We start from the raw sequence: 19,727 nt of genomic DNA on the forward strand, positions 1-19,727 counted from the left end.
TCTGATGGTATTGAGCTGCTTATCTTTTCTTTCGTATCGGATAGGTTCTTACTGCTAAAAATGCTTATGGTTAAAAATGCTTATGACTCGGGCCGCAGACGCGCACGCGCCACCGCCATTCGCCACTGTTGATAGCTCTCCAAAACCCCGTGGTTGGTCGTCGAGGGCTCGATGACCTCCACTTCTCTGGGTAGCGCGGCGATCTGTTCGTTGTGCTCCCACCACCCCAACATTTTTCCGCCCAGATACGCCGCGCCCAGCGCGGATACTTCTGCGTTATGGTTGCGAATTAACGGGCGCTGCAAGAGGTCAGCCTGAAACTGCATCAGCCAGCGGTTTTGCGTCGCACCGCCGTCCACACGCAGCGCGGGTAACGCAGCCTGCGACGCCTGTTCCATCGCGAAAAAGACATCAGCAATCTGGTACGCAATGGCTTCCAGCCCCGCACGGGCGATAATGGCAGGCGTGGTGGCATCGCATAAGCCGCACAACAGGCCGCGCGCTTGCACATCCCAATAGGGCGCGCCCAGCCCGGATAGGGCCGGAACAAAAAAGACGCCCTGATTAGACTCGGCGCTGAGCGCCAGCTCGGTAAGTTGCGTAACAGAAGGGATGCCCAGCATCTGACCAATCCAGGCAAATCCCGATCCCGTGTGGGTAATGTTGCCTTCCAGCGCGTAGCGCAATTCACCATCGTGCCAGGCAATCGTGGTACTCAGCCCCGCAGCATGTTGATGCGGCGTGTTGATAGTGGTCATCAGCGACGAGCCGGTGCCGTATGTCGCCTTGATTTCACCGCTTTGAGTAATGCCCTGACCGTACAGCGCCGCATGTGAATCGCCAATCAGCGCCACAATCGGTACGCCAGCAGCAAGCCCGCTGATGCCCGTCACACCCGTGTGGCCATGCAGCGCCGAGGACGGCGTGACGGCCGGCAGGCACACGCTGGGAATCCCGAACAGCGCCAGTAGATCCTCATCCCAGCAGCCGCGGTGGATATTGAACAGTTGGGTTCTTGCCGCGTTGGAATAGTCGGTGGAATACGCTCGTCCACCGCTAAACTGCCAGTTAAGCCAGCAATCCACCGTTCCGATGCACAGCTCCCCCTGCATCGCCCGGGCGGCACCATCCGGTAATTCCGCCAGCATGGCGTGCAGCTTGGCGGCGGGAAAAAGTGGATCGACCTGTAGCCCGGTATGGGATTCGATCAGACGCGCCTCTGCACTGCCCTGCAATGCCTGACAGAATTTCTCGGCGCGGCGATCCTGCCAGCTGACCAGCGGCGTCAGCGGTTTTCCGGTTCGCCGGTCCCAAATCAGCACCGACTCACGCTGGTTACTGATCGCCACACCCACCACTTGAGCCCGGTGTAATGACGACAGGCAGGTTTCTGCCGCCTGACAAACCGCACGCCAAATCGCCATCGCATCCTGCTCGGCTCTGCCCGGCTGCGGGTGCATCACCTGTAAAGCGATGGCCGCTTTAGCCAGAATGCGCCCTCGCTCATCGACGGCAATCGCCTTGGCGTTCGTCGTCCCTTCATCGATTGCCAAAATAACCGGCGTAAACATCATCAGCCTCCCAGGCAAAGACGCAGTGCTGCGTTGACAATGCCCGTCGCGTCCAGCCCGTGATGCGCTCGCATCGCGCTCCGATCGGCGGCAATCGCGTATTGACCATCGGGAATCCCCAACCGTACAAGAGGAATTCCGCAGCCCGCTTCCGCCAGCACTTCCGCTACCAGACTGCCTGCACCGCCGTTGACGTTATGTTCCTCGACTGTGATGACTCGAGGTGTTTCACTCAGAATTTCAAGCAATTGCTGAGTATTGCATGGGCGGATAGAGGAAAGATTAACCACCGTAGCGGAAAGTCCTTTTTCTGCTAATAATTCAGCCGCCGTCACAATTTCATGCACGGTCGACCCCAACCCGACCAACGCAATATCGCGGCCTTTGCGCCGCACATCGATCTGCCCCGGCACAAAGCGATACTGCTCATCATGCAAGGCAGGCAACGGTTTACCATCGAGGCGGATATAGACCGGCCCCTGATGTTCAAACGCATAATCGATAATCTGGCGGCACTCTTCCGGGCTGGACGGCGCGTAGATCTCAATATTGCCAAACCCTCTCAGCACGGCGATGTCGTCAATACTGTGATGCGTGCTGGCGAGTGGACCGTAGCTACAGCCGGCATTCAGCCCGAATAGCTTAACGTTGCTGTTGTTGTAACAGACGTCGACCTTGAGCTGCTCATTCGCACGGGAGATCAAAAACGGCGCCGCGTTACAGGTCACGGCAATCTTGCCGCCGATGGATAAGCCCACCGCCGTCCCCACCATGCTCTGCTCTGCAATTCCCACGTTGACGATGCGGTCGGGGAAACGCTGTATGAAAGGCGAAATCTTCGCCGTTGAGCTTGAATCCGCCAAGACCGGGACGACATCAATTCCCTGTTCGACGGCCTTGATGAACTGCTCGACCATGACGGTTGCCAAATGCTCTGCGTTACTCATCTTTTAATTCCTCCAACGCCAGTGCAATTTCCTCGCCTTTCGGCACGCGGTGATGCCACTCAGCCCGTCCCTGAATAAACGACACGCCAGCGCCTTTTTCCGTATTTGCAATCACCACATTCGGCTTGCCGGTGCGCGGCAGGTTCTCCAGCGTTTCCACTACCGAGCGCATGTCATTCCCCGCACACTCCGTGACCTGTAAGCCAAAGGCCTGCCACTTTTCCGCCAGCGGATCGGTGTTCATGATGGAACGCGTCGGCCCGGCCAGCTGTAGCTTGTTCTTGTCATTGATGATGATCAGGTTATCCAGTTGGTAATGCGCCGCCGCCAGCGCCGCTTCCCAGTTGCTGCCTTCTGCCAGCTCGCCATCGCCCGTCAGGACAAACACCCGACGCGGGCTGTTATCGCGCTTCGCCGCCAGCGCAATGCCGACGGCAACCGGCAACCCATGCCCTAGCGCGCCGGTGTTCAGTTCAATCCCTGGCGTTTTGTGTTTGACCGGATGCCCTGGCAAATGTGAATCAGGGTGCTGATAGGTCGCCAGCCACGATTCCGGGAAATAGCCCGCTTCCGCCAAACAGCAGTAATAGCCGCCGACTGCATGACCTTTTGACTGGATGTAAATATCCCGCTGCGGGTCCTGTAGCCGATCCGGCGCACAGTTCAGAATGCGAAAATACAGTGCCGTCAGCATCTCAACCTGTGACAGGTCTGCCCCCGTGTGCCCGCCAGCCGGGCTATTGGCATTCAGATGAATAATGCGGCGACGAATGGCGCGAGCTTTTTGCGTCAGCGCCTCCACCGACAAGGAGTACGGATTCATACCTCACCTCACTTGAATTTTTACTCAAAAACGAATATTTATTCATATTGAATCAAAAAAAATTGCGCTCAAATCGGGCCTCGGTATACCTACCGATAGCATTCCCACCGCGACTCAACGCCCCTTGCTGTTTACTATTGACGGCTACTTACACTTAACGGTTATCTACCCTTAGCTTATGTCCCTTCCGCTGCGGCCTTCTGTGACACAATGGCGGCCTTGTGCTGCATACGGTTTTGCATCTGGTCGATAATGACCGCCACAATGATGACGATGCCTTTAATCACCATCTGCCAGAACTCACTCACGCCCATCATCACCAGCCCGTCGGCAAGAATCCCGATAACAAACGCGCCAATCAGCGTGCCCAAAATCGTACCGCGTCCGCCAGCCAGCGACGTTCCTCCAAGCACAACGGCAGCGATCGCATTCATTTCAAAAGCGGTGCCCGTTGCCGGATGGCTGGCGACCAGTTGAGAGGACACCACGATGCCCGCGATAGCCGCACAGAAACCGGAAATGGTGTAAACCCAGACTTTAACCTGACGCACTTTGACGCCGGAAAGTTCAGCGGCCCGTTCGTTGTCGCCAATCGCATAGACATGACGGCCAAACGGCAGGCGACGCGCCACGTAGGCAATCACCACGGCCAGCACCAGCATCAACCAGATGGCCAGCGGTAACCCCAGGATCGTGGCAGAGCCAATCAGCTCAAAACCCGTGTTGCCCAACTGCGGGTTACCGCCCAAGCCGGGGAACGTCTCCCCACCGGAAATCAGCATCGATGCCCCACGCACGATGTACATCGTTCCGAGCGTGCAGATAAAGGGCGCAACGTTATACCGCGTGATGATCCAGCCGTTAATGGCACCGATGAGCGCGCCTATCAGCAGCACAACGGGGACAATGACCCACACGCTGGGGAAAATCGCGACGCCGAACATCGGCAGCACGATTCCCTGAGTAATCATGTAGCCCGCCACCATGCCGCACAGCCCTAACGTGGCACCGATTGACAGGTCAATTCCGGCGGTAATGATGACAAACGTGATCCCCAGCGCCAGAAACGCATTGATGGCAATGTGCTTCACCATGATGATCAGGCTGCCAGTGGCCAAAAATCCGGGCACCGTGAAGGCAAAAAACCCGAGAATCAGGAACAGCGCGATAAACGTGCGCAGCCTGAGAATCAACAGCAGGATGCTCTCTCGTGAGCGTACAAACTTACCCGGTGAGAGCGCGCCTGACGCCGCCGGAAGGTGAGTCGTTTTCATGTCAGAACCCTTGTGCACTTGCCGAAACCAATGCCGACTCGCTGGCCGACTGACGCACGATATTCGCCGTCAGCTTGCCATTCGACATCACCAAAATACGGTCCGATACCGCCATAATCTCTTTCAGATCCGAGGTGGAAAACAGCACACCGATGCCCTGTTCGGACAGCCCGACCATCATTTCAAATACGTCGGCTTTGGCACCTACATCGATGCCCCGGGTCGGCTCGTCGAGCAGCAGTACCTTGGGGCTGGTCAGCAACGAGCGGCCAATCACCACTTTTTGCTGGTTGCCGCCGCTGAGCGCCTGAATTTCCACCTCGGGCGAAGAGACTTTGATCGCCAGTTGCCCAATCGTGCTGGCAACCACCTCCTGCTCCTGCCGCTGGAAGATCGCCATGCCGTATTTCAGCCGTCTCCACAGGCTGGCGATAGTGAGATTGGAGGCCACCGACGACAGCGGAAAGATGCCGGTTTTCTTGCGATCTTCCGGCACCAGACTCATGCCCATACGAATGCGCTGTGCGGTAGAAAGCCGCGGATTAACCGGTTTGCTATCGAGATAAATCTTGCCCAGATAATCATTCTGAATACCGAGCAGACACTCGAAGAGTTCGGTACGACCCGCCCCCATCAGCCCATAAATGCCGACGATTTCCCCTTCGCGCACCATCAGCGACACATCGTTGACCACCTGATGCCCAGCATCATTGAGGCAGGTAAGGTGCTCCGCTTCCAACACGGGTGCACCAAACGTTCTGCCCGGATGCAGGAAGCTGGTGACAGGGTCACCGCCGAGCATTTCCCGCACGATCCACGGTACGTCGATGTCACTGACGGCGGCTTCCGCCTGAAAACACCCGTCGCGCAGGATGGTGATGTAGTCACCAATCGCCATCAGCTCTTCCAGCCGGTGTGAAATGTAGATAATGGAAACATTCTGGCGCGTCAGTTCGCGGATCACGCGAAACAGAATCTCTACCTCAGTTTTGCTCAGCGCGGAGGTGGGTTCGTCCAGAATCAGAATGTCGGCCTGATCCGCCAGCGCCTTGGCGATTTCCACCAATTGCTGCTGGCCGACTTTCAGGCTGGCGACCTCGGTACGCGGCGAAATATCCTGATCGAGACGCGCCATCAGTTCCGCCGCAATCCGCTCCTGCGCCAGATAATCGATAGGTGCAACACCCTTTTGCAGCTCCCGCCCCAGAAAGATGTTCTCCGCCACGCTCAGGTTCTCGGACAGGTTGAGTTCCTGATGCACCATGCCGATGCCTTTTGCCGCCGCATCACGCGTATCCGCGATACGTACCACTTCGCCATTCAGCAGAATCTGGCCGGACGTCGGCTGCTGCACGCCGGCCAGAATCTTCATCAGTGTCGATTTACCCGCGCCGTTTTCACCGATAATCACGTTAACCTTGCCGCGATACACGTTGTAATCGACGTTATCCAGCGCTTTGGTACCGGGAAACAGCATGGTGATGCCACGGGTCGCCATGACGATATCGGGTCGGCTCACCGCGTTTGATTGCAGAGAAACGTCTGGTTTTTCCATCATTGCGCCCCTCCGCCGCTCGTTTCGGTCAGGTTTAGCATCATCGGCACCGCATCGCTGACACCCTGTTTCGTTATCACCAGTGCCGCCAGAACATTGACCGGTTTACCCTGCACGCCCGCCTCCAGCGCCGGCAACGACGCGAGGGCTTTGTTATTCAGCGCACGAGCCAATTGGGCAAACTGCACCTGATTTTTGAAATCCTCAAAGCGGATAAACCCAGCCGCATCGCGGATGGCATTGCCTTTGACGATCGGCCCGAGCTGAAGCGTGACGGCGTCACCTTGCACATCAAGCATCAATTTCCCTTCACGACTTTCCCGATCAATCCCGCTGACCGTGCCCTGAAACCGGGCGTAGACGGTTTTACGCGCTGAACCCTCCAGCGTTGCCTGCGTTTTCTTCACGTCATCCCAAGACAACGCCTGCTGCTGCGCAGTTGGGAGCAGCGTTGGCTGCCACAGCGCTGTCGCGATGTTCTCTGGCGTCATGGTGCTATAGCCCGGCGTGGAGGCTGGGTCGACCGGAATGATGGGTTTACCGTTTTCATCCAGATCGACCACCGTGCAGGCCGACAGCAGCAAGGCACCGATCCCAACCCAGCAGGCACGGTATCGTTCATCGAACAGCATAACGACTCCTTTATCAGCAGGAGCTGACGCTCCTGTCGCCTTAATTACGGTTTCAACGCAAAGGTGTTGAGTTTGGTCGCGTTAGACTCATCGATCAGAATGCAGTCCATCAGCTGTTTCTCTTCATGCTGTGCTTTGCCGTTCTTCAGGTAGTAATCCGCCTGTTCGACCGCCATCTGCGCCTGCTGCCAGCCGGGTTGCAGTACCGTAGCCTTGATATTGCCTTTATTGATGATGGAATCGCGCACGTAGTCGCTGCCGTCAAAGCCCACCACAATCACGTCGTGACGCCCCGCCGCTTTCAGCGCCGCTTCCGCCCCCAACGCCATCGTGTCGTTGCCGGAAATCACACCGGTAATATCCGGGTTTGCCTGCAAGATGGCTTCCATGCGGGTAAAGGCTTCCGTCTGGCTCCAGTTCGCCGTTTGTCTGGCGACGCGCTTCATATCGCTATATTGATCGATCACATCGTGGTAACCCTGCGAACGGACGTGCGCATTGGTGTCTGACTCGCGGCCAATCAGCTCGACGTACTTGCCTTTCTGCCCCATCAGCTCGACAAATTTCTCCGCACCGAGCTGCGCGCCCTGATAGTTATTGGAAACGATCTGCGCCACGGCCACGCCGGTTTCATTGATTTCACGATCGATCAGGAAAGCGGGAATACCGGCGGCTTTCGCTTTCTTCAAGGGGCCAATGGTGGCATCGGCCCCGGCATTATCCAGAATGATGGCCTTCGCCTTGCGGGCAATGGCGGTTTCAATCAGCTGATTTTGTTTGCTGACGTCATCGTCATGCGACGCCACCAGCGTGGTGTAACCCAGTTCAATGGCTTTGGTTCTGGCACCTTCGGCTTCCGCTTTAAAGAACGGGTTGTCGTGTGAAGGGGTAATAATGGCGATCAACCCGTTATCTGCGGCAAACGCACCGGCAGAGAAGGAAAACATGACGGCCAGCAGGGAGGATTTCAGACGGTAAGGTTTCATTGTTATTCTCCTGTTTGAATATATATTCAATACTGAATTAACATTCAAATGAAGTTTTACAACCAACCGAAAAATTGTCCAACAGCAAAAACAGGAATAGCGAAGCAGCTCACAAATTGTTTACATTTTGCGCGAGGCGATAGCGGTAAGCGTCGGAGAAAAACAGAAACAAGAGAGATAAAAATTACCGGGAGACATTTTTAACGTTGCGTCAGCAACGGCACACAGGGTGATGGATAAGGCGATCCGTCATAAAAAATGCGGATGACTCATGCCATCCGCAGGGTACACGCTACAGGGGAATATCTACGGGGTATGACAGACAGCAGGAACAACAACTCAAGGTCTACGAGGATTTATTTTCGGCGGCGTCCTCCTCCGCCTGTTCTTTAATTTCTTCATACTGGAGCGAGAGCGGGCCGCACCAGCGCTGCGCCAACCAGCTGGCGACCACCACCAGCAACCAGCTAATTAATGTCGCCACCACCAGATCCTGCGGCCAATGCATGCCGAGCACCAGACGGCTACCCATGACGCCGCTGGCCCACAGCATCAGGATCACCACCGTTTTGTAATGCCGACGCGCCCACAGCAGCCCAACACCCAGCAGTGCCCAAGTCGCAGCAAATAGGGTATGCCCAGAAGGGAAAGCGAAGCCGGTTTCAAACTGCCAGTGGCTGCGCAGCCATTGTGGAATCTGTGTTTGATCCTGCAACTGCGTTTTCACCAGTTCCGAACGTTCCTTGCGTGGCAGCGAATAGAAATAGCTGTCGTCCACCTGATGATTTTTCTCCAACCAGACGACATAAGGCCGAGATTCCTGCACCCACTCTTTAATGACCGATTTAATGCCCTGCCCAATCAGTACCGTAATCGCCATGATGACTAACAGACCGAGTGCGGGCTTCAGACGAAAACGCAGGCACCAGAGAAACCAGATGCTCAGCACGATGCTGGTCAGAATGCCCCACGGCGACGTCACCGTTTCTGTAATCCAGAAAAGTACGCGTAACCAGAGCCCGTCATACTCCGGTTGCCACTGCCAACCGCTCATCCAGATAATCATTGGCATAATCAGTAGTAGCGCAGCACCAATGGTTGTTCGTTTGGCAATTTCGTACATAATTTCTTCCCATAATTCAGCATGATGCTTTGCAACAAAACTTTCACAATTCTATCAGAAAATCCGACACGAACTGTCAGTATGGCGTAAAATAGCGCTCAGTTCTGTCAACGAACCTGAAACCAGATGGCAGTCTGGTGACGTTGTAATTCAATTTTTGTGACGTTCTTAGACAGGCTTTTTTGCTGGTCAAGCGTGATGGGTCGCAGTAGGATTCGCCCCAGCACTCTTGTTTTTTGGAGGCAGTCTTTTGGACACAGCTTTTTGGATACAGCATTTTTGGAGAAAAGTATGCAGCTAAAACGGGTGGCGGAAGCCAAGTTACCCACCCCGTGGGGCGATTTCCTGATGGTCGGTTTTGAAGAGATTGCCACAGGCCACGATCACCTTGCTCTGGTTTATGGTGATATTTCCGGTTCAGTTCCCGTACTTGCCCGCGTGCATTCCGAATGTCTGACAGGGGATGCGTTATTTAGCCTGCGCTGTGACTGCGGTTTCCAGCTTGAAGCGGCACTGAGCCACATCGCCGAAGAAGGCCGTGGCGTGCTGTTATACCACCGTCAGGAAGGCCGTAACATTGGGCTGCTCAATAAGATCCGCGCCTATGCGTTGCAGGATTTGGGAGCCGATACGGTGGAAGCCAACCATCAGCTTGGATTCGCCGCCGACGAGCGTGATTTCACACTGTGTGCCGACATGTTCAAGCTGCTGGACGTTGATGAAGTTCGCCTGCTGACTAATAACCCGCAGAAAGTGAAAATACTCAACGAAGCAGGGATCAATATCGTTGAGCGCGTGCCATTACTCGTTGGGCGTAACCCGAAGAATGAGAACTATCTGGCGACCAAAGCCGCCAAAATGGGGCACCTGCTGGATATGAAATAACGATCCCACGTCGCGTCAGGATCGTTTCTTTCTATGCCTACAGCCGGTTTTTAACCGGCTGTATCTTTTTGCTTAATGTTTAGTGACGTACATATCCTGCGTGTAGTAGTTGCCACGGATATCCGGCAAAAAACCACCAATGTACGGCTTCACCATCTGCGGTTGAACATAGTAGTAAATCGGCAACAGCGGCATCTGTTGATTCAGAATCGTCATTGCCTGCTGATAAATCTCCTGCCTTTCCTGCCTGCTGTTTACCGTTAGCGCTTTTTGCAACAGGGCATCATATTCCGGGCTAGTGAATTTGGAGTTATTGTTGCTGTTACCCGATTGCAGAATCTCCAGGAAGGTACTTGGTTCGTTGTAATCACCATTCCATGAATATCGAACAACTTCATAGTTGCCAGAGCGGATCGTGTCCAGCATGGTTTTCCATTCCTGATTCTGTAACGTGGCTTCGACACCGAGGTTCTTCTTCCACATGGAACTGGCTGCAATCGCAACGCGCAGATGGGATTCAGACGTGTTGTAGAGCAGGTTAAAACGCAGCGGATTTTTCGCGTTGAAACCAGCCTCTGCCAGCAGTTTTTTCGCTTCCTCATTGCGCTGTTCCTGCGTCCAGCCCGCCCATTCAGGCTCCTGCCGCGTATAGCCACCGGTATTTTGAGGAATCAGGCTATATGCTGGTTTCTGCCCCATGCCCATGACTTTTTCCGCAATCACCGTTTTATCCAGGCTGAGATCTAACGCACGACGCACTCGCGCATCATTAAACGGTGGTTTCTGAGTATTGAACTGGTAGAAGTAGGTAGAGAGCAGCGGAGATACTTTCACCTCCTGCGGATACTCTTTTTGCAGTGACGCAAACTGAATTGGCGACAAGATACCCGTGACATCAATTTCACCGGATTTATAGCGATTTAACTCCGCCGCTTGCGAGCTGATCGGCAGGTAAGTGACTTTGTTAATGACGGTATGCGCATCATCCCAATACTGGCTATTGCGCTTGCCGACGATACGTTCATTAACGACCCACTCGCTCAGCGTATAGGGACCGCTGCTGACAAAATTGCCGACCTGCGTCCAGTTATCAGGATGCTTTTCAAGCACCGCTTTCGGCAGCGGCACCAGAACATGGTAAGCCGACATTTCCAGGAAATAAGAAAGCGGGTGCTCCAGCGTGACTTCGAGCGTGTGGCTATCCAACGCTTTAATGCCCAGAGAATCCGGCGCTTTTTTGCCAGCCAGAATATCTGCCGCATTCTTCACATACATACTGGCGACATAGCTACCGTAAGGCGACAGCGTTTTCGGGTCGCCAAGGCGTCGCCAGCTGTAAACCACATCGTCAGCGGTAATCGGCGAACCATCAGACCATTTGGCATCAGGCCGCAGGTGAAAGGTCCATACCGTATTGTCTTTATTCTCCCAGCGCTCCGCCAGTCGCGGTTCAATGGTACCGTCATCGCCCACACGAACCAGATTATCGAAGAAATCATTGATAATGTGGCCTTCTACATCGCTTTCCACCTTATGCGGATCCAACGATGCAGGCTCTGAGCCGTTGCCTCGCACCAGTTCTTGTTTATCCGCCAGCACTGTCCCGGCAGGAACCTGAGCAGCAAAGACCGATGTCATCGCCCCTGCGGTACACAGCGTGATCAGCAGAAGCGAGTGTTTGAAGCGTTTTTTAATCAACTCATTCATATAACCTCCTGTTATATCCCCGTCATTCTTAGCGGTATTTACGCTGTATCCGGGGTATGGCTGGGCAATAATTTTTACTTATTCCCCATGTAGTTAGCGTCACCACAACCTAACCACAATTCACCTGAGGATTCGAGCATTTAATGTGGGAAAACGTGCGCCGGTGCATCATGATGGATATGTCATGCCTAGCCGCCAGAAATCAAAGCGACGCGGTTTTGATTAATGCTTCATTTTTAAGCGTCGATAGTCCAAGCTATAAGCCCGCATGGCTATAACAAATGGAGATTGTTATGGATAATTCAAAAGAAGGAAGCTTACGATTGCTTACGTCTGGTGAAATCAGGCTAGTGAGATCTATTTTTGGCGATTCTATCCACTACCACAAAGTCTGGATTCATCACGACAGTTACCTTCCGTTCGGCCTTCAGGATAAAAATACGGCGATGAGCCCGAATGGTGAACTGTACTTTCGGGCATGGTATAGCAACGATTTTTCCTTCACGAGTATCTCCAACCAACACCTCTTTATTCATGAAATGAGCCATGTCTGGCAACGTGAACGAGGTATGAATGTCATATTTAGAGGTTTAGTAAGCTGGGCCGTCAGTTATCGCTACCAGTTTGGTAACCGCACATTACGCTCCTACGCAATGGAACAGCAGGCACAGATAATCGCTGATTATTTCGTTTTAAAAACCTACGGCTATCAAGCGTGGAAAATGTTGAGGGCGCGAGGGGATGTCACCCTTGATGGCGATATTTCTGAGGCCGTCATACGGCAACAATATCAAAAAACCATGCAATTCTTTCCCTGGAATTAGCGATGACACTTACTGCAAAATTGTCTACGTTTCTGCTTATCGCGGCGAGCGTTCTTCTTGTTGGTTGCCCCAGTTCAGGCGATCATCTGCAGCCAGATGAACTGACGTCAGTCAGACAAACAGGAAGCGATCTCTGTTTTTTAGTGAGTAATGCTCAGGATTACCAACCAACTCTTATTACGATTAGCGCAAGAGCCGCCCCGCCACAGGAATGGACGCTGTATGAAAATCCCAACATCGCCGTTATACAAGGCGAACTGTGCATTCCTTCTTCTTTTTACCGATTTTCAGACGACAGGACATACGTTGTCAGGTATATCCTGCAATCGAAAAAAAACAGCGATTCAAGAAGAAGTGTCGTATCTGCGATAGCCTTTACGAACGGCAGCGTACGAAACGTACCGCTGAGGAAGGATGAAGCCGCTTATTATTGATGCACTCGTTCTTCAAGTTGAACGAATCCACCGAGAGCAAGTTTTCTGCCCTCGGTGCCCAGACATACAATTACAACATATTGCGGATAACGTAGTGCAGGATACCGTCGTTCTGGTAGTAGGTCAGTTCGTTGCGGGTATCGATACGGCAGCGGGTGCTGATGGTCTGCGTGCTACCGCTGCCATCCGTGATGTTGACCTCAACCGTGGCCCCCGGCGTCAGCTGATTTAATCCCGTAATCGAAATCTGTTCGTCTCCGGTGAGCTGTAGTGTCTTACGTGTCACCCCGTCAGGAAATTCCAGCGGCAGAATCCCCATTCCGATCAGGTTAGAACGGTGAATACGTTCGAACGATTCGGCAATCACCACGCGAACGCCCAGTAAGCGCGGGCCTTTCGCTGCCCAGTCCCGGCTGGAACCGGAACCGTACTCTTTCCCGGCAAACAGCGCCAGCGGGACATTCTCGTCCTTGTAGCGCATCGCCGCGTCATAGATTGTCATCTCATTCTGCGACGGGATGTGGCGGGTATAGCCGCCCTCTTTACCCGGCACCATCTCATTACGAATACGGATGTTGGCAAACGTCCCGCGCATCATCACTTCGTGGTTACCGCGCCGTGAACCGTAAGAATTGAACTCCGCCGTTTCGACGCCGCGATCCAGCAAATATTTCCCTGCCGGGCTATCGCGCTTGATGTTGCCTGCTGGTGAGATATGGTCGGTGGTGACCGAATCGCCCAGCATCGCCAGAATACGCGCGTTGTGGATATCCTGAACCGGTTCAGGTTCTTTCCCCATATCTAGGAAGAAAGGCGTCTGGCGAATGTAGGTCGATTCTTCCGGCCATTGATAGGTGGGATTGTCATCGACCTCAATGTCCTGCCACTCCTGTGTTCCTTCAAACACCGCCGCATACTGTTTATGGAACATGCCCGCGCTGACATTCAATACCGCGTCTGCCACCGCTTTGGTCGACGGCCAGATATCTTTCAGGAAGACGGCTTTTCCGTCACGATCTTCCCCCAGCGGTTCTTGCGTCAGATCGACGTTCATATTCCCCGCCAGCGCGTACGCGACGACCAGCGGCGGTGATGCCAGCCAGTTCGTCTTCACCAGCGGATGAATACGACCTTCAAAATTACGGTTGCCTGACAGCACCGCGCCAACCGTCAGATCGCCGGCTTTTATCGCGGCTTCAATCGCATCCGGCAGCGGCCCGGAGTTACCGATACAGGTGGTACAGCCGTAACCCACCAGATTGAACCCCAGCGCATCAAGGAACGGCGTCAATCCTGCTTTAGCATAGTAATCGGTTACGACCCGCGAACCGGGCGCCAGTGAGGTTTTCACCCACGGTTTGGTTTTCAGACCGCGCTCTACGGCATTTTTTGCCAGCAGTCCGGCCGTCATCAGCACGCTCGGGTTGGAGGTATTAGTACAGGAGGTGATCGCAGCAATCACGACGGCCCCCTGCTGTAAACGGTGCGTTTCGCCTTCCAACGTGAATTCTTCATAGTCAGAGCGATTTTTCACCGTGCTGACGTCCAGTTCCCGACTGGCGTTGAAAGCCTCCGGTACGCCCGCTAAGGGCACGCGATCCTGCGGACGTTTTGGCCCTGCCAGACTGGTTTCCACCGTCGCCAAATCCAACGCAAGCTGGCTGGTAAATACCGGTTCGTCCCCGGTATTACGCCACAGCCCTTGCTGCTTACTGTAAGCTTCCACCAGCGCAATCTGCTCTTCCGCACGGTTGGTCAACCGCATGTAATCCAGCGTGATTTGATCGATAGGGAAAAAACCGCAGGTCGCACCATATTCCGGTGCCATGTTGGCGATGGTCGCGCGATCCGCCAGCGGCAGCGAATCCAACCCATCGCCGTAAAACTCCACAAACTTGCCGACCACGCCGTGTTTACGCAGCATCTGCGTAACCGTCAGCACCAGATCGGTTGCCGTGATCCCTTCGCGCATCTTGCCACTTAGCTTGACGCCGACGACATCAGGGATCAGCATCGAAACAGGCTGCCCCAGCATCGCTGCTTCAGCCTCTATCCCGCCGACGCCCCAGCCGAGCACACCCAGACCGTTAATCATTGTGGTGTGTGAGTCTGTCCCCACTAGCGTATCAGGGTAGGCAAACTGTTTGTCGCCCTGTTTTTCATACCAGATGGCCTTAGCCAGATACTCCAGATTCACCTGATGGCAAATCCCGGTTCCCGGCGGCACAACGCTAAAGTGGCTAAAGGCATTTTGCCCCCAGCGCAGAAATTCATAACGTTCACGGTTACGTGCCATTTCCAGTTGTGTGTTATCCGTGAGCGCCTGACGATCGCCGAAGTGATCCACCGTCACCGAGTGGTCGATAACCAAATCGACTGGCGACAGTGGGTTAACCTTATTCACATCGCCGCCCAGTCGTTTCACCGCCGCTCGCATTGCCGCCAGATCGACCACGGCAGGCACGCCGGTAAAATCCTGCATTAATACACGCGCAGGACGATAGGCAATTTCCCGATCAACATGGCCGGTCTTCAGCCAGTCCACCACCGCCTGAAGATCGTCCTGCTCGACCGTGTCGCCGTCCTGATGGCGTAATAAATTCTCCAGCAGCACTTTGAGTGATTTCGGCAATTTATCGATGCTGCCGAGCGTTTTTGCCGCCTTTGGCAGGCTGTAGTAATGGTAAATCTGCTGTTGTACCGTCAGTGTGTCCAGACAAGTGTCGCGAAGGTGTGATGACATGCTTCCTCCCAAATTAACTCGCTATACCCGTCATACTTCAAGTTGCATGTGCGTTGGCTTCATTCGGTCACCCGAATCACTTACTTGAGTAAGCTCATCGGGATTCCCTCACTTGCCGCCTTCCTGAAACTCGAATTATTTAGGGGATATTCGTTATTCTGCATCGGGCGATTAATGAATAACCAGCCTGATCTTGCGGTCTTATTTAAAGATAACACAAACAAAAAATAACGTTTTTGCAACAATGCGATATGCGATATGCGATATGCGATATGAACGCTGCGATAGTCGTTAGCTATTGAAAAGAGGCAAGTCGGAATAAGCGTCAATGGGAACGTGAAGAGGATAGAAGACAGTGAGAACCGCGACCAAAGGATGGCGAAGACAAAAGAGAAAAACGGCCCGAAGGCCGTCTGTCTCAATGTATTAACCTGAAGCGAATTTAGACATTCCCGGATGCCATCACCGGTGTTTCTTCGTCGGCATGCTCATGATCGGGTTCTTCCAGATCGTGGTTTCGCTCCAGCTTGGCCACAACCGCGGTCGCCATGCCGTTACCAATGACATTGGTTGCCGTACGGCCCATATCCAGAAATTGATCGATACCAATAATCAGCAAAATGCCCGCTTCGGGTAAGCTGAACATCGGCAGTGTCGCTGCTACCACAACGACTGCGGCACGCGCTACGCCAGCCATACCTTTACTGGTGATCATCAGCGTCAGCAGAATCAGGGTCTGCTCCGTCAAACTTAAGTGGATGTTGTAAGCCTGCGCGATAAACAGAATGGCAAAAGCCTGATATATCATGGAGCCGACAAGGTTAAAGGAATACCCCAACGGGAGTACGAAGCTGGTAATTTTTTTAGGAACGCCGAATTCGCTCAGCGCTTCCATTGTTTTCGGATAGGCCGCTTCGCTACTGGCCGTGGCAAACGCCAGCATACTGGGCTCGCGCAGCAGTTTGATCAGGCCCCAGGTTGCTTTCTTACCGAGGAACAGCGTCCCGGCACCGAACATTAGCCCCCATAGCAGCGCCAGCCCAAGGTAGAACTCGCCGATGACTTTGCCAAAGTCGAGGAGAAGCCCCAGTCCTTCGGTGGTAATAGACGACGCCAGCGAGGAAAATACGGCCAAAGGCGCTAATCGCATGACGTAGTCCGTCACCCGAAACATCACTTTCGCCAGTTCTTCTACCATCGTCTCCATGGTAACGGCATGCTTGTTTTGGCCTTTAACAAAAGCCAATGCAGAACCGAAGAACATTGAGAACACCAGAATCTGCAATATTTCGTTATTCGCCATGGCTTCGACGATACTGCGTGGAAATATATGAGCAATGAAGCTTTTCAGCGTAAATCCGCCAGTGCTTACGCCGGTATCTACCGCTATTGGCGTACTCGGAACGGCGAGATTCATGCCAACGCCAGGTTCGAAGATATTTGCCAATAGCATGCCAATAAAAAGGGAAACGACTGAAGAACAAATAAACCATACCATGGCCTTTAGCCCTATTCTGCCGACGGAAGAAGAATTCCCCATACTGGCAAGACCAGAGACCAATGTTGCGAATACCAATGGCGCAATAATCATTTTTATCAGGCGAAGAAAGACATCGGTCACTAAATTAAAGTAGGAAACGACTTCTTTGGTTTGCTGCTCAGTTAATACAGAATGACAAACCCCACCGACAATAATTCCGAGAACAATAGCTAAGGCGATAAAAAACAATAAGCTGTTCTTTTTCATAGTAACCTCATGGTAATGAATAGCGTCAGACAATACGCATTATTCTTAAGAATTCGCCGCTCGATGCATTCTCGCTATCACCCTACGGTTTATCCCATTTTTGTCGTAATATTGTCTGTATCTTGATGCAGAATACTAGTTAACCGGGAATATTATTACCTTCCCATCAATAATAGAAATCGAGCAGTAACACGGAGGATATCACTGAGAACCTCATGGCTAACTCATTTTATTCTTTCTCTACAAGTGTCACTCAACATAACTACTCCTCTTTTGTTACATGAGAAAAATAAAGGGGTAATTTAATCGACATAACAATAAACTGCGTCCCTTCATCTCCCCTCCTATTTTCATTTTTAAATATCCATGAGGCACTAGCCTTGGGGAAATAACTTAAATTGACGGTATCATGAAAAATACGAAACCTGTCACTAATGAAATTTTTCTTATCAAGAGATTTAGTAATCATTAATTAACATCTATAAGCTTCGCGTCGAAAAATATCACTCACGCCGCTGATTTAACCGCATGCGCTTAAAAAAACAACAGCGCCATTTTATTTAGCACATTCCAGCTCTTCTCCAGGCTATCGCGATCTCGCTCCCCCCAGAAATCCCCCTTACGATCCGCCACACCGATGCTTCAACCCCAGCCAAAAGCGGTATAGGGTGCCGCTACATCGTTCTGCTTACCTTCGCCGTTTACACCAGTAAAGCAGCCTCGGAATGACGTATGAAAATTTGACGCTGAACCGTCAAAATCGCCTAAATTTCATGCTGCAGTCACACATAAGGAGTATTTTGCAAGAAGCCTCACACTCTCCCGTTACGTTTTGTTGTAAAAAAACGACATGTAGCCATTCAACAATCATCAGCGCATGTGTTGATGGAAAAATAATAATAGAAAGGGGTTTCCATGAAACTGTTTTACAAAGCTGAAAGCAGTTCCCTATTTACACACATCGTCTTGGTCGAATCCAAACTGGAATTCAAGCTGGAGAAGGTCAACCTACGCACGAAAAAGACCGAACATGGAACCGACTATACACTCATCAACCCAAAAGGGATGGTGCCGGCACTAGAGCTGGATGATGGATCTATCCTGACCGAAGGTGTCGCTATCGCCATATACATCGCCGATCTGGTTCCGCACTGTAACCTTATTGCTCCTACCGGGGGTATAGCTCGCTACCATACGGTCGAATGGCTGAACTACATTTCTGCTGAGCTACACAAAACGTTTACACCAATTTTTCGCCCCGGCACGCCGGAAACGTATAAAGAGCTGCTGATGGAATATCTGCAGGTTAAGTTCCGTTATATCAATCTGGTGCTGAGTGAACAGAACTATCTGGTCGCCAACCGTTTCGGTATCGCCGATGCGTATCTGTTTACCGTAATGCGCTGGGCGCAGTCGCTAAAACTGGATATGTTCCGCTACCCTGCGCTGGCGGCTTACCTCGACCATATTGCCGAACGCCCTTCCGTCGTGACCGCGCTTAAGGTTGAAAGGTTGAAAGGTTGAAAAAATAATACGCAATAACGCCCCGACACGTGGGGCGTTATACGTTTTACGACAGGCGAATCGCCTGGAAATGATGACGCGGATTGGCAATTCCATCCTGAGCAGCCACCAGTTGCAGCTCATATTCATTCATCTCTTTCGTCACCAGCATGACTTCATAGACGGCCGCCGTGGTGTGTTCCAACGCTTTATCCAACGCTACGCCCTTCAGCAAGTTAACCAGCAGCAATCCACTGGTTAAATCGCCCACGCCGACAGGTTGACGCTCAAATTCCACCAGCGGACGGCTGATATGCCAGGCATCTGTCGGCGTGACCAGCAGCATTTCAAAGCTGTCTTCACGCGCAGCCGCGCGGCTAAGGTGTTTGACCAGAACGATTTTCGGCCCTTTTTCACACAGTGCGCGCGCAGTTTCGACGGCTTCCGCCACGCTGTGTACGGTACGGCCACCGAGTAGTTCCAGTTCAGGCAGATTCGGCGCGATAATATCGGCCGCGAGCAGCGACTGCTGGCAGTGGAAATCAGACACGCCGGGCGCGACGATACAGCCTTTCTCCGGCGTACCCATCACCGGATCGCAGAAGTACAGCGCATCAGGGTTAGCCGCTTTCACCTGACGCACAATACCCAGAATATGCTCCCCTTGCTCGGCAGAGCCAATATAGCCACTCAGCACGGCATTACAGGTCTTCAGCTTGTCGATATTCGCAATCCCCTGCACCACTTCGGTCAGGTGGCTGGCAGGCATGACACATCCCGTCCAGTGACCGTATTGGGTGTGGTTCGAGAATTGCACCGTATTCAACGGCCAAACGTTTGCGCCCATCCGACGCATTGGAAACTCTGCCGCGCTGTTACCAGCATGACCAAAAACGACATGGGATTGGATGGAAAGTATATTTTTCATTAGATACAACTCAAATCCTTGCCAGCGCCTGTGCGCCTCAACTTA

General features: G+C 52.9%; 16 protein-coding genes. 4 read left to right on the forward strand and 12 right to left on the reverse strand.

Annotated features, from left to right (window positions below; translation table 11 throughout):
• Positions 1-80 precede the first annotated feature (80 nt).
• The 8 genes from WCT94_RS06305 to pgpB form a co-directional block, all read right to left on the reverse strand.
• Positions 81-1,571 carry an FGGY-family carbohydrate kinase gene (locus WCT94_RS06305; protein ID WP_336868853.1) on the reverse strand — a complete coding sequence of 497 codons (1,491 nt, stop codon included), beginning with the start codon at positions 1,569-1,571 and terminating at the stop codon, positions 81-83.
• A gap of 2 nt (positions 1,572-1,573) precedes the next feature.
• On the reverse strand, positions 1,574-2,518 hold the full coding sequence (locus tag WCT94_RS06310; RefSeq protein ID WP_336868608.1) for a transketolase family protein: 945 nt from the start codon (positions 2,516-2,518) through the stop codon (positions 1,574-1,576).
• Positions 2,511-3,341, reverse strand: a complete 831-nt coding sequence (locus WCT94_RS06315) for a transketolase (protein ID WP_336868609.1) — start codon at positions 3,339-3,341, stop codon at positions 2,511-2,513. Before WCT94_RS06315 ends, WCT94_RS06310 begins: the two co-directional genes overlap by 8 nt.
• Positions 3,342-3,517: 176 nt before the next feature.
• Positions 3,518-4,615 (reverse strand): ABC transporter permease, encoded by a 1,098-nt coding sequence (locus WCT94_RS06320; protein ID WP_039481026.1) that lies wholly within the window; start codon positions 4,613-4,615, stop codon positions 3,518-3,520.
• Position 4,616: 1 nt separating this feature from the next.
• On the reverse strand, positions 4,617-6,170 hold the full coding sequence (locus WCT94_RS06325) for a sugar ABC transporter ATP-binding protein (RefSeq protein ID WP_336868855.1): 1,554 nt from the start codon (positions 6,168-6,170) through the stop codon (positions 4,617-4,619).
• Positions 6,170-6,802: a DUF2291 family protein gene (locus WCT94_RS06330; protein ID WP_317177533.1), complete on the reverse strand. Its 633-nt coding sequence runs from the start codon at positions 6,800-6,802 to the stop codon at positions 6,170-6,172. Before WCT94_RS06330 ends, WCT94_RS06325 begins: the two co-directional genes overlap by 1 nt.
• Before the next feature lie 44 nt (positions 6,803-6,846).
• Positions 6,847-7,788, reverse strand: coding sequence for a D-ribose ABC transporter substrate-binding protein (locus WCT94_RS06335; RefSeq protein ID WP_010276654.1), 942 nt, complete (start codon positions 7,786-7,788; stop codon positions 6,847-6,849).
• A 346-nt stretch (positions 7,789-8,134) separates the two neighbouring features.
• Positions 8,135-8,911, reverse strand: coding sequence for a phosphatidylglycerophosphatase B (gene pgpB / locus WCT94_RS06340; protein WP_336868610.1), 777 nt, complete (start codon positions 8,909-8,911; stop codon positions 8,135-8,137).
• A 291-nt stretch (positions 8,912-9,202) separates the two neighbouring features.
• Here pgpB and ribA point away from each other — a divergent pair, with 291 nt between their 5' ends.
• A complete protein-coding gene (gene ribA, locus WCT94_RS06345; protein ID WP_336868612.1) occupies positions 9,203-9,796 on the forward strand; it encodes a GTP cyclohydrolase II in 594 nt (197 codons plus the stop codon).
• 72 nt (positions 9,797-9,868) lie between these two features.
• On the opposite strand, the gene WCT94_RS06350 is transcribed toward ribA, so the two are convergent.
• On the reverse strand, positions 9,869-11,503 hold the full coding sequence (locus WCT94_RS06350; protein WP_336868614.1) for an ABC transporter substrate-binding protein: 1,635 nt from the start codon (positions 11,501-11,503) through the stop codon (positions 9,869-9,871).
• 293 nt (positions 11,504-11,796) lie between these two features.
• Here WCT94_RS06350 and WCT94_RS06355 point away from each other — a divergent pair, with 293 nt between their 5' ends.
• Complete coding sequence (locus WCT94_RS06355; RefSeq protein ID WP_336868616.1) at positions 11,797-12,327, forward strand: type IV secretion protein Rhs; 531 nt, start codon at positions 11,797-11,799, stop codon at positions 12,325-12,327.
• A 2-nt stretch (positions 12,328-12,329) separates the two neighbouring features.
• On the forward strand, positions 12,330-12,761 hold the full coding sequence (locus tag WCT94_RS06360; RefSeq protein ID WP_336868617.1) for a putative T6SS immunity periplasmic lipoprotein: 432 nt from the start codon (positions 12,330-12,332) through the stop codon (positions 12,759-12,761).
• A gap of 70 nt (positions 12,762-12,831) precedes the next feature.
• On the opposite strand, the gene acnA is transcribed toward WCT94_RS06360, so the two are convergent.
• Positions 12,832-15,504 (reverse strand): aconitate hydratase AcnA, encoded by a 2,673-nt coding sequence (gene acnA, locus WCT94_RS06365; protein ID WP_336868618.1) that lies wholly within the window; start codon positions 15,502-15,504, stop codon positions 12,832-12,834.
• Positions 15,505-15,946: 442 nt separating this feature from the next.
• Entirely contained in the window at positions 15,947-17,251 is a 1,305-nt protein-coding gene (locus WCT94_RS06370) for a dicarboxylate/amino acid:cation symporter (RefSeq protein WP_336868619.1), read from the reverse strand.
• A gap of 915 nt (positions 17,252-18,166) precedes the next feature.
• On the opposite strand from WCT94_RS06370, the gene gstA reads away from it, so the two are divergent.
• Positions 18,167-18,775 (forward strand): glutathione transferase GstA, encoded by a 609-nt coding sequence (gene gstA, locus WCT94_RS06375; RefSeq protein WP_336868620.1) that lies wholly within the window; start codon positions 18,167-18,169, stop codon positions 18,773-18,775.
• 46 nt (positions 18,776-18,821) lie between these two features.
• Here the strand turns inward: gstA and pdxY are convergent, their stop codons facing one another.
• A complete protein-coding gene (pdxY, locus tag WCT94_RS06380; RefSeq protein ID WP_336868621.1) occupies positions 18,822-19,682 on the reverse strand; it encodes a pyridoxal kinase PdxY in 861 nt (286 codons plus the stop codon).
• Positions 19,683-19,727: the final 45 nt, after the last annotated feature.

The organism is Pectobacterium sp. 1950-15 (genome assembly GCF_037136835.1).
GTDB lineage: Bacteria > Pseudomonadota > Gammaproteobacteria > Enterobacterales > Enterobacteriaceae > Pectobacterium.

Bases quoted from the DNA above. Each gene is read 5' to 3' on its own strand.
- WCT94_RS06305 (WP_336868853.1), bottom strand. From the start codon at position 1,571: ATGTTTACGCCGGTTATTTTGGCAATCGATGAAGGGACGACGAACGCC.
- WCT94_RS06350 (WP_336868614.1), bottom strand. From the start codon at position 11,503: ATGAATGAGTTGATTAAAAAACGCTTCAAACACTCGCTTCTGCTGATC.
- WCT94_RS06330 (WP_317177533.1), bottom strand. From the start codon at position 6,802: ATGCTGTTCGATGAACGATACCGTGCCTGCTGGGTTGGGATCGGTGCC.
- WCT94_RS06310 (WP_336868608.1), bottom strand. From the start codon at position 2,518: ATGAGTAACGCAGAGCATTTGGCAACCGTCATGGTCGAGCAGTTCATC.
- acnA (WP_336868618.1), bottom strand. From the start codon at position 15,504: ATGTCATCACACCTTCGCGACACTTGTCTGGACACACTGACGGTACAA.
- WCT94_RS06360 (WP_336868617.1), top strand. From the start codon at position 12,330: ATGACACTTACTGCAAAATTGTCTACGTTTCTGCTTATCGCGGCGAGC.
- pgpB (WP_336868610.1), bottom strand. From the start codon at position 8,911: ATGTACGAAATTGCCAAACGAACAACCATTGGTGCTGCGCTACTACTG.
- WCT94_RS06320 (WP_039481026.1), bottom strand. From the start codon at position 4,615: ATGAAAACGACTCACCTTCCGGCGGCGTCAGGCGCGCTCTCACCGGGT.
- ribA (WP_336868612.1), top strand. From the start codon at position 9,203: ATGCAGCTAAAACGGGTGGCGGAAGCCAAGTTACCCACCCCGTGGGGC.
- pdxY (WP_336868621.1), bottom strand. From the start codon at position 19,682: ATGAAAAATATACTTTCCATCCAATCCCATGTCGTTTTTGGTCATGCT.
- WCT94_RS06355 (WP_336868616.1), top strand. From the start codon at position 11,797: ATGGATAATTCAAAAGAAGGAAGCTTACGATTGCTTACGTCTGGTGAA.
- gstA (WP_336868620.1), top strand. From the start codon at position 18,167: ATGAAACTGTTTTACAAAGCTGAAAGCAGTTCCCTATTTACACACATC.
- WCT94_RS06315 (WP_336868609.1), bottom strand. From the start codon at position 3,341: ATGAATCCGTACTCCTTGTCGGTGGAGGCGCTGACGCAAAAAGCTCGC.
- WCT94_RS06335 (WP_010276654.1), bottom strand. From the start codon at position 7,788: ATGAAACCTTACCGTCTGAAATCCTCCCTGCTGGCCGTCATGTTTTCC.
- WCT94_RS06370 (WP_336868619.1), bottom strand. From the start codon at position 17,251: ATGAAAAAGAACAGCTTATTGTTTTTTATCGCCTTAGCTATTGTTCTC.
- WCT94_RS06325 (WP_336868855.1), bottom strand. From the start codon at position 6,170: ATGGAAAAACCAGACGTTTCTCTGCAATCAAACGCGGTGAGCCGACCC.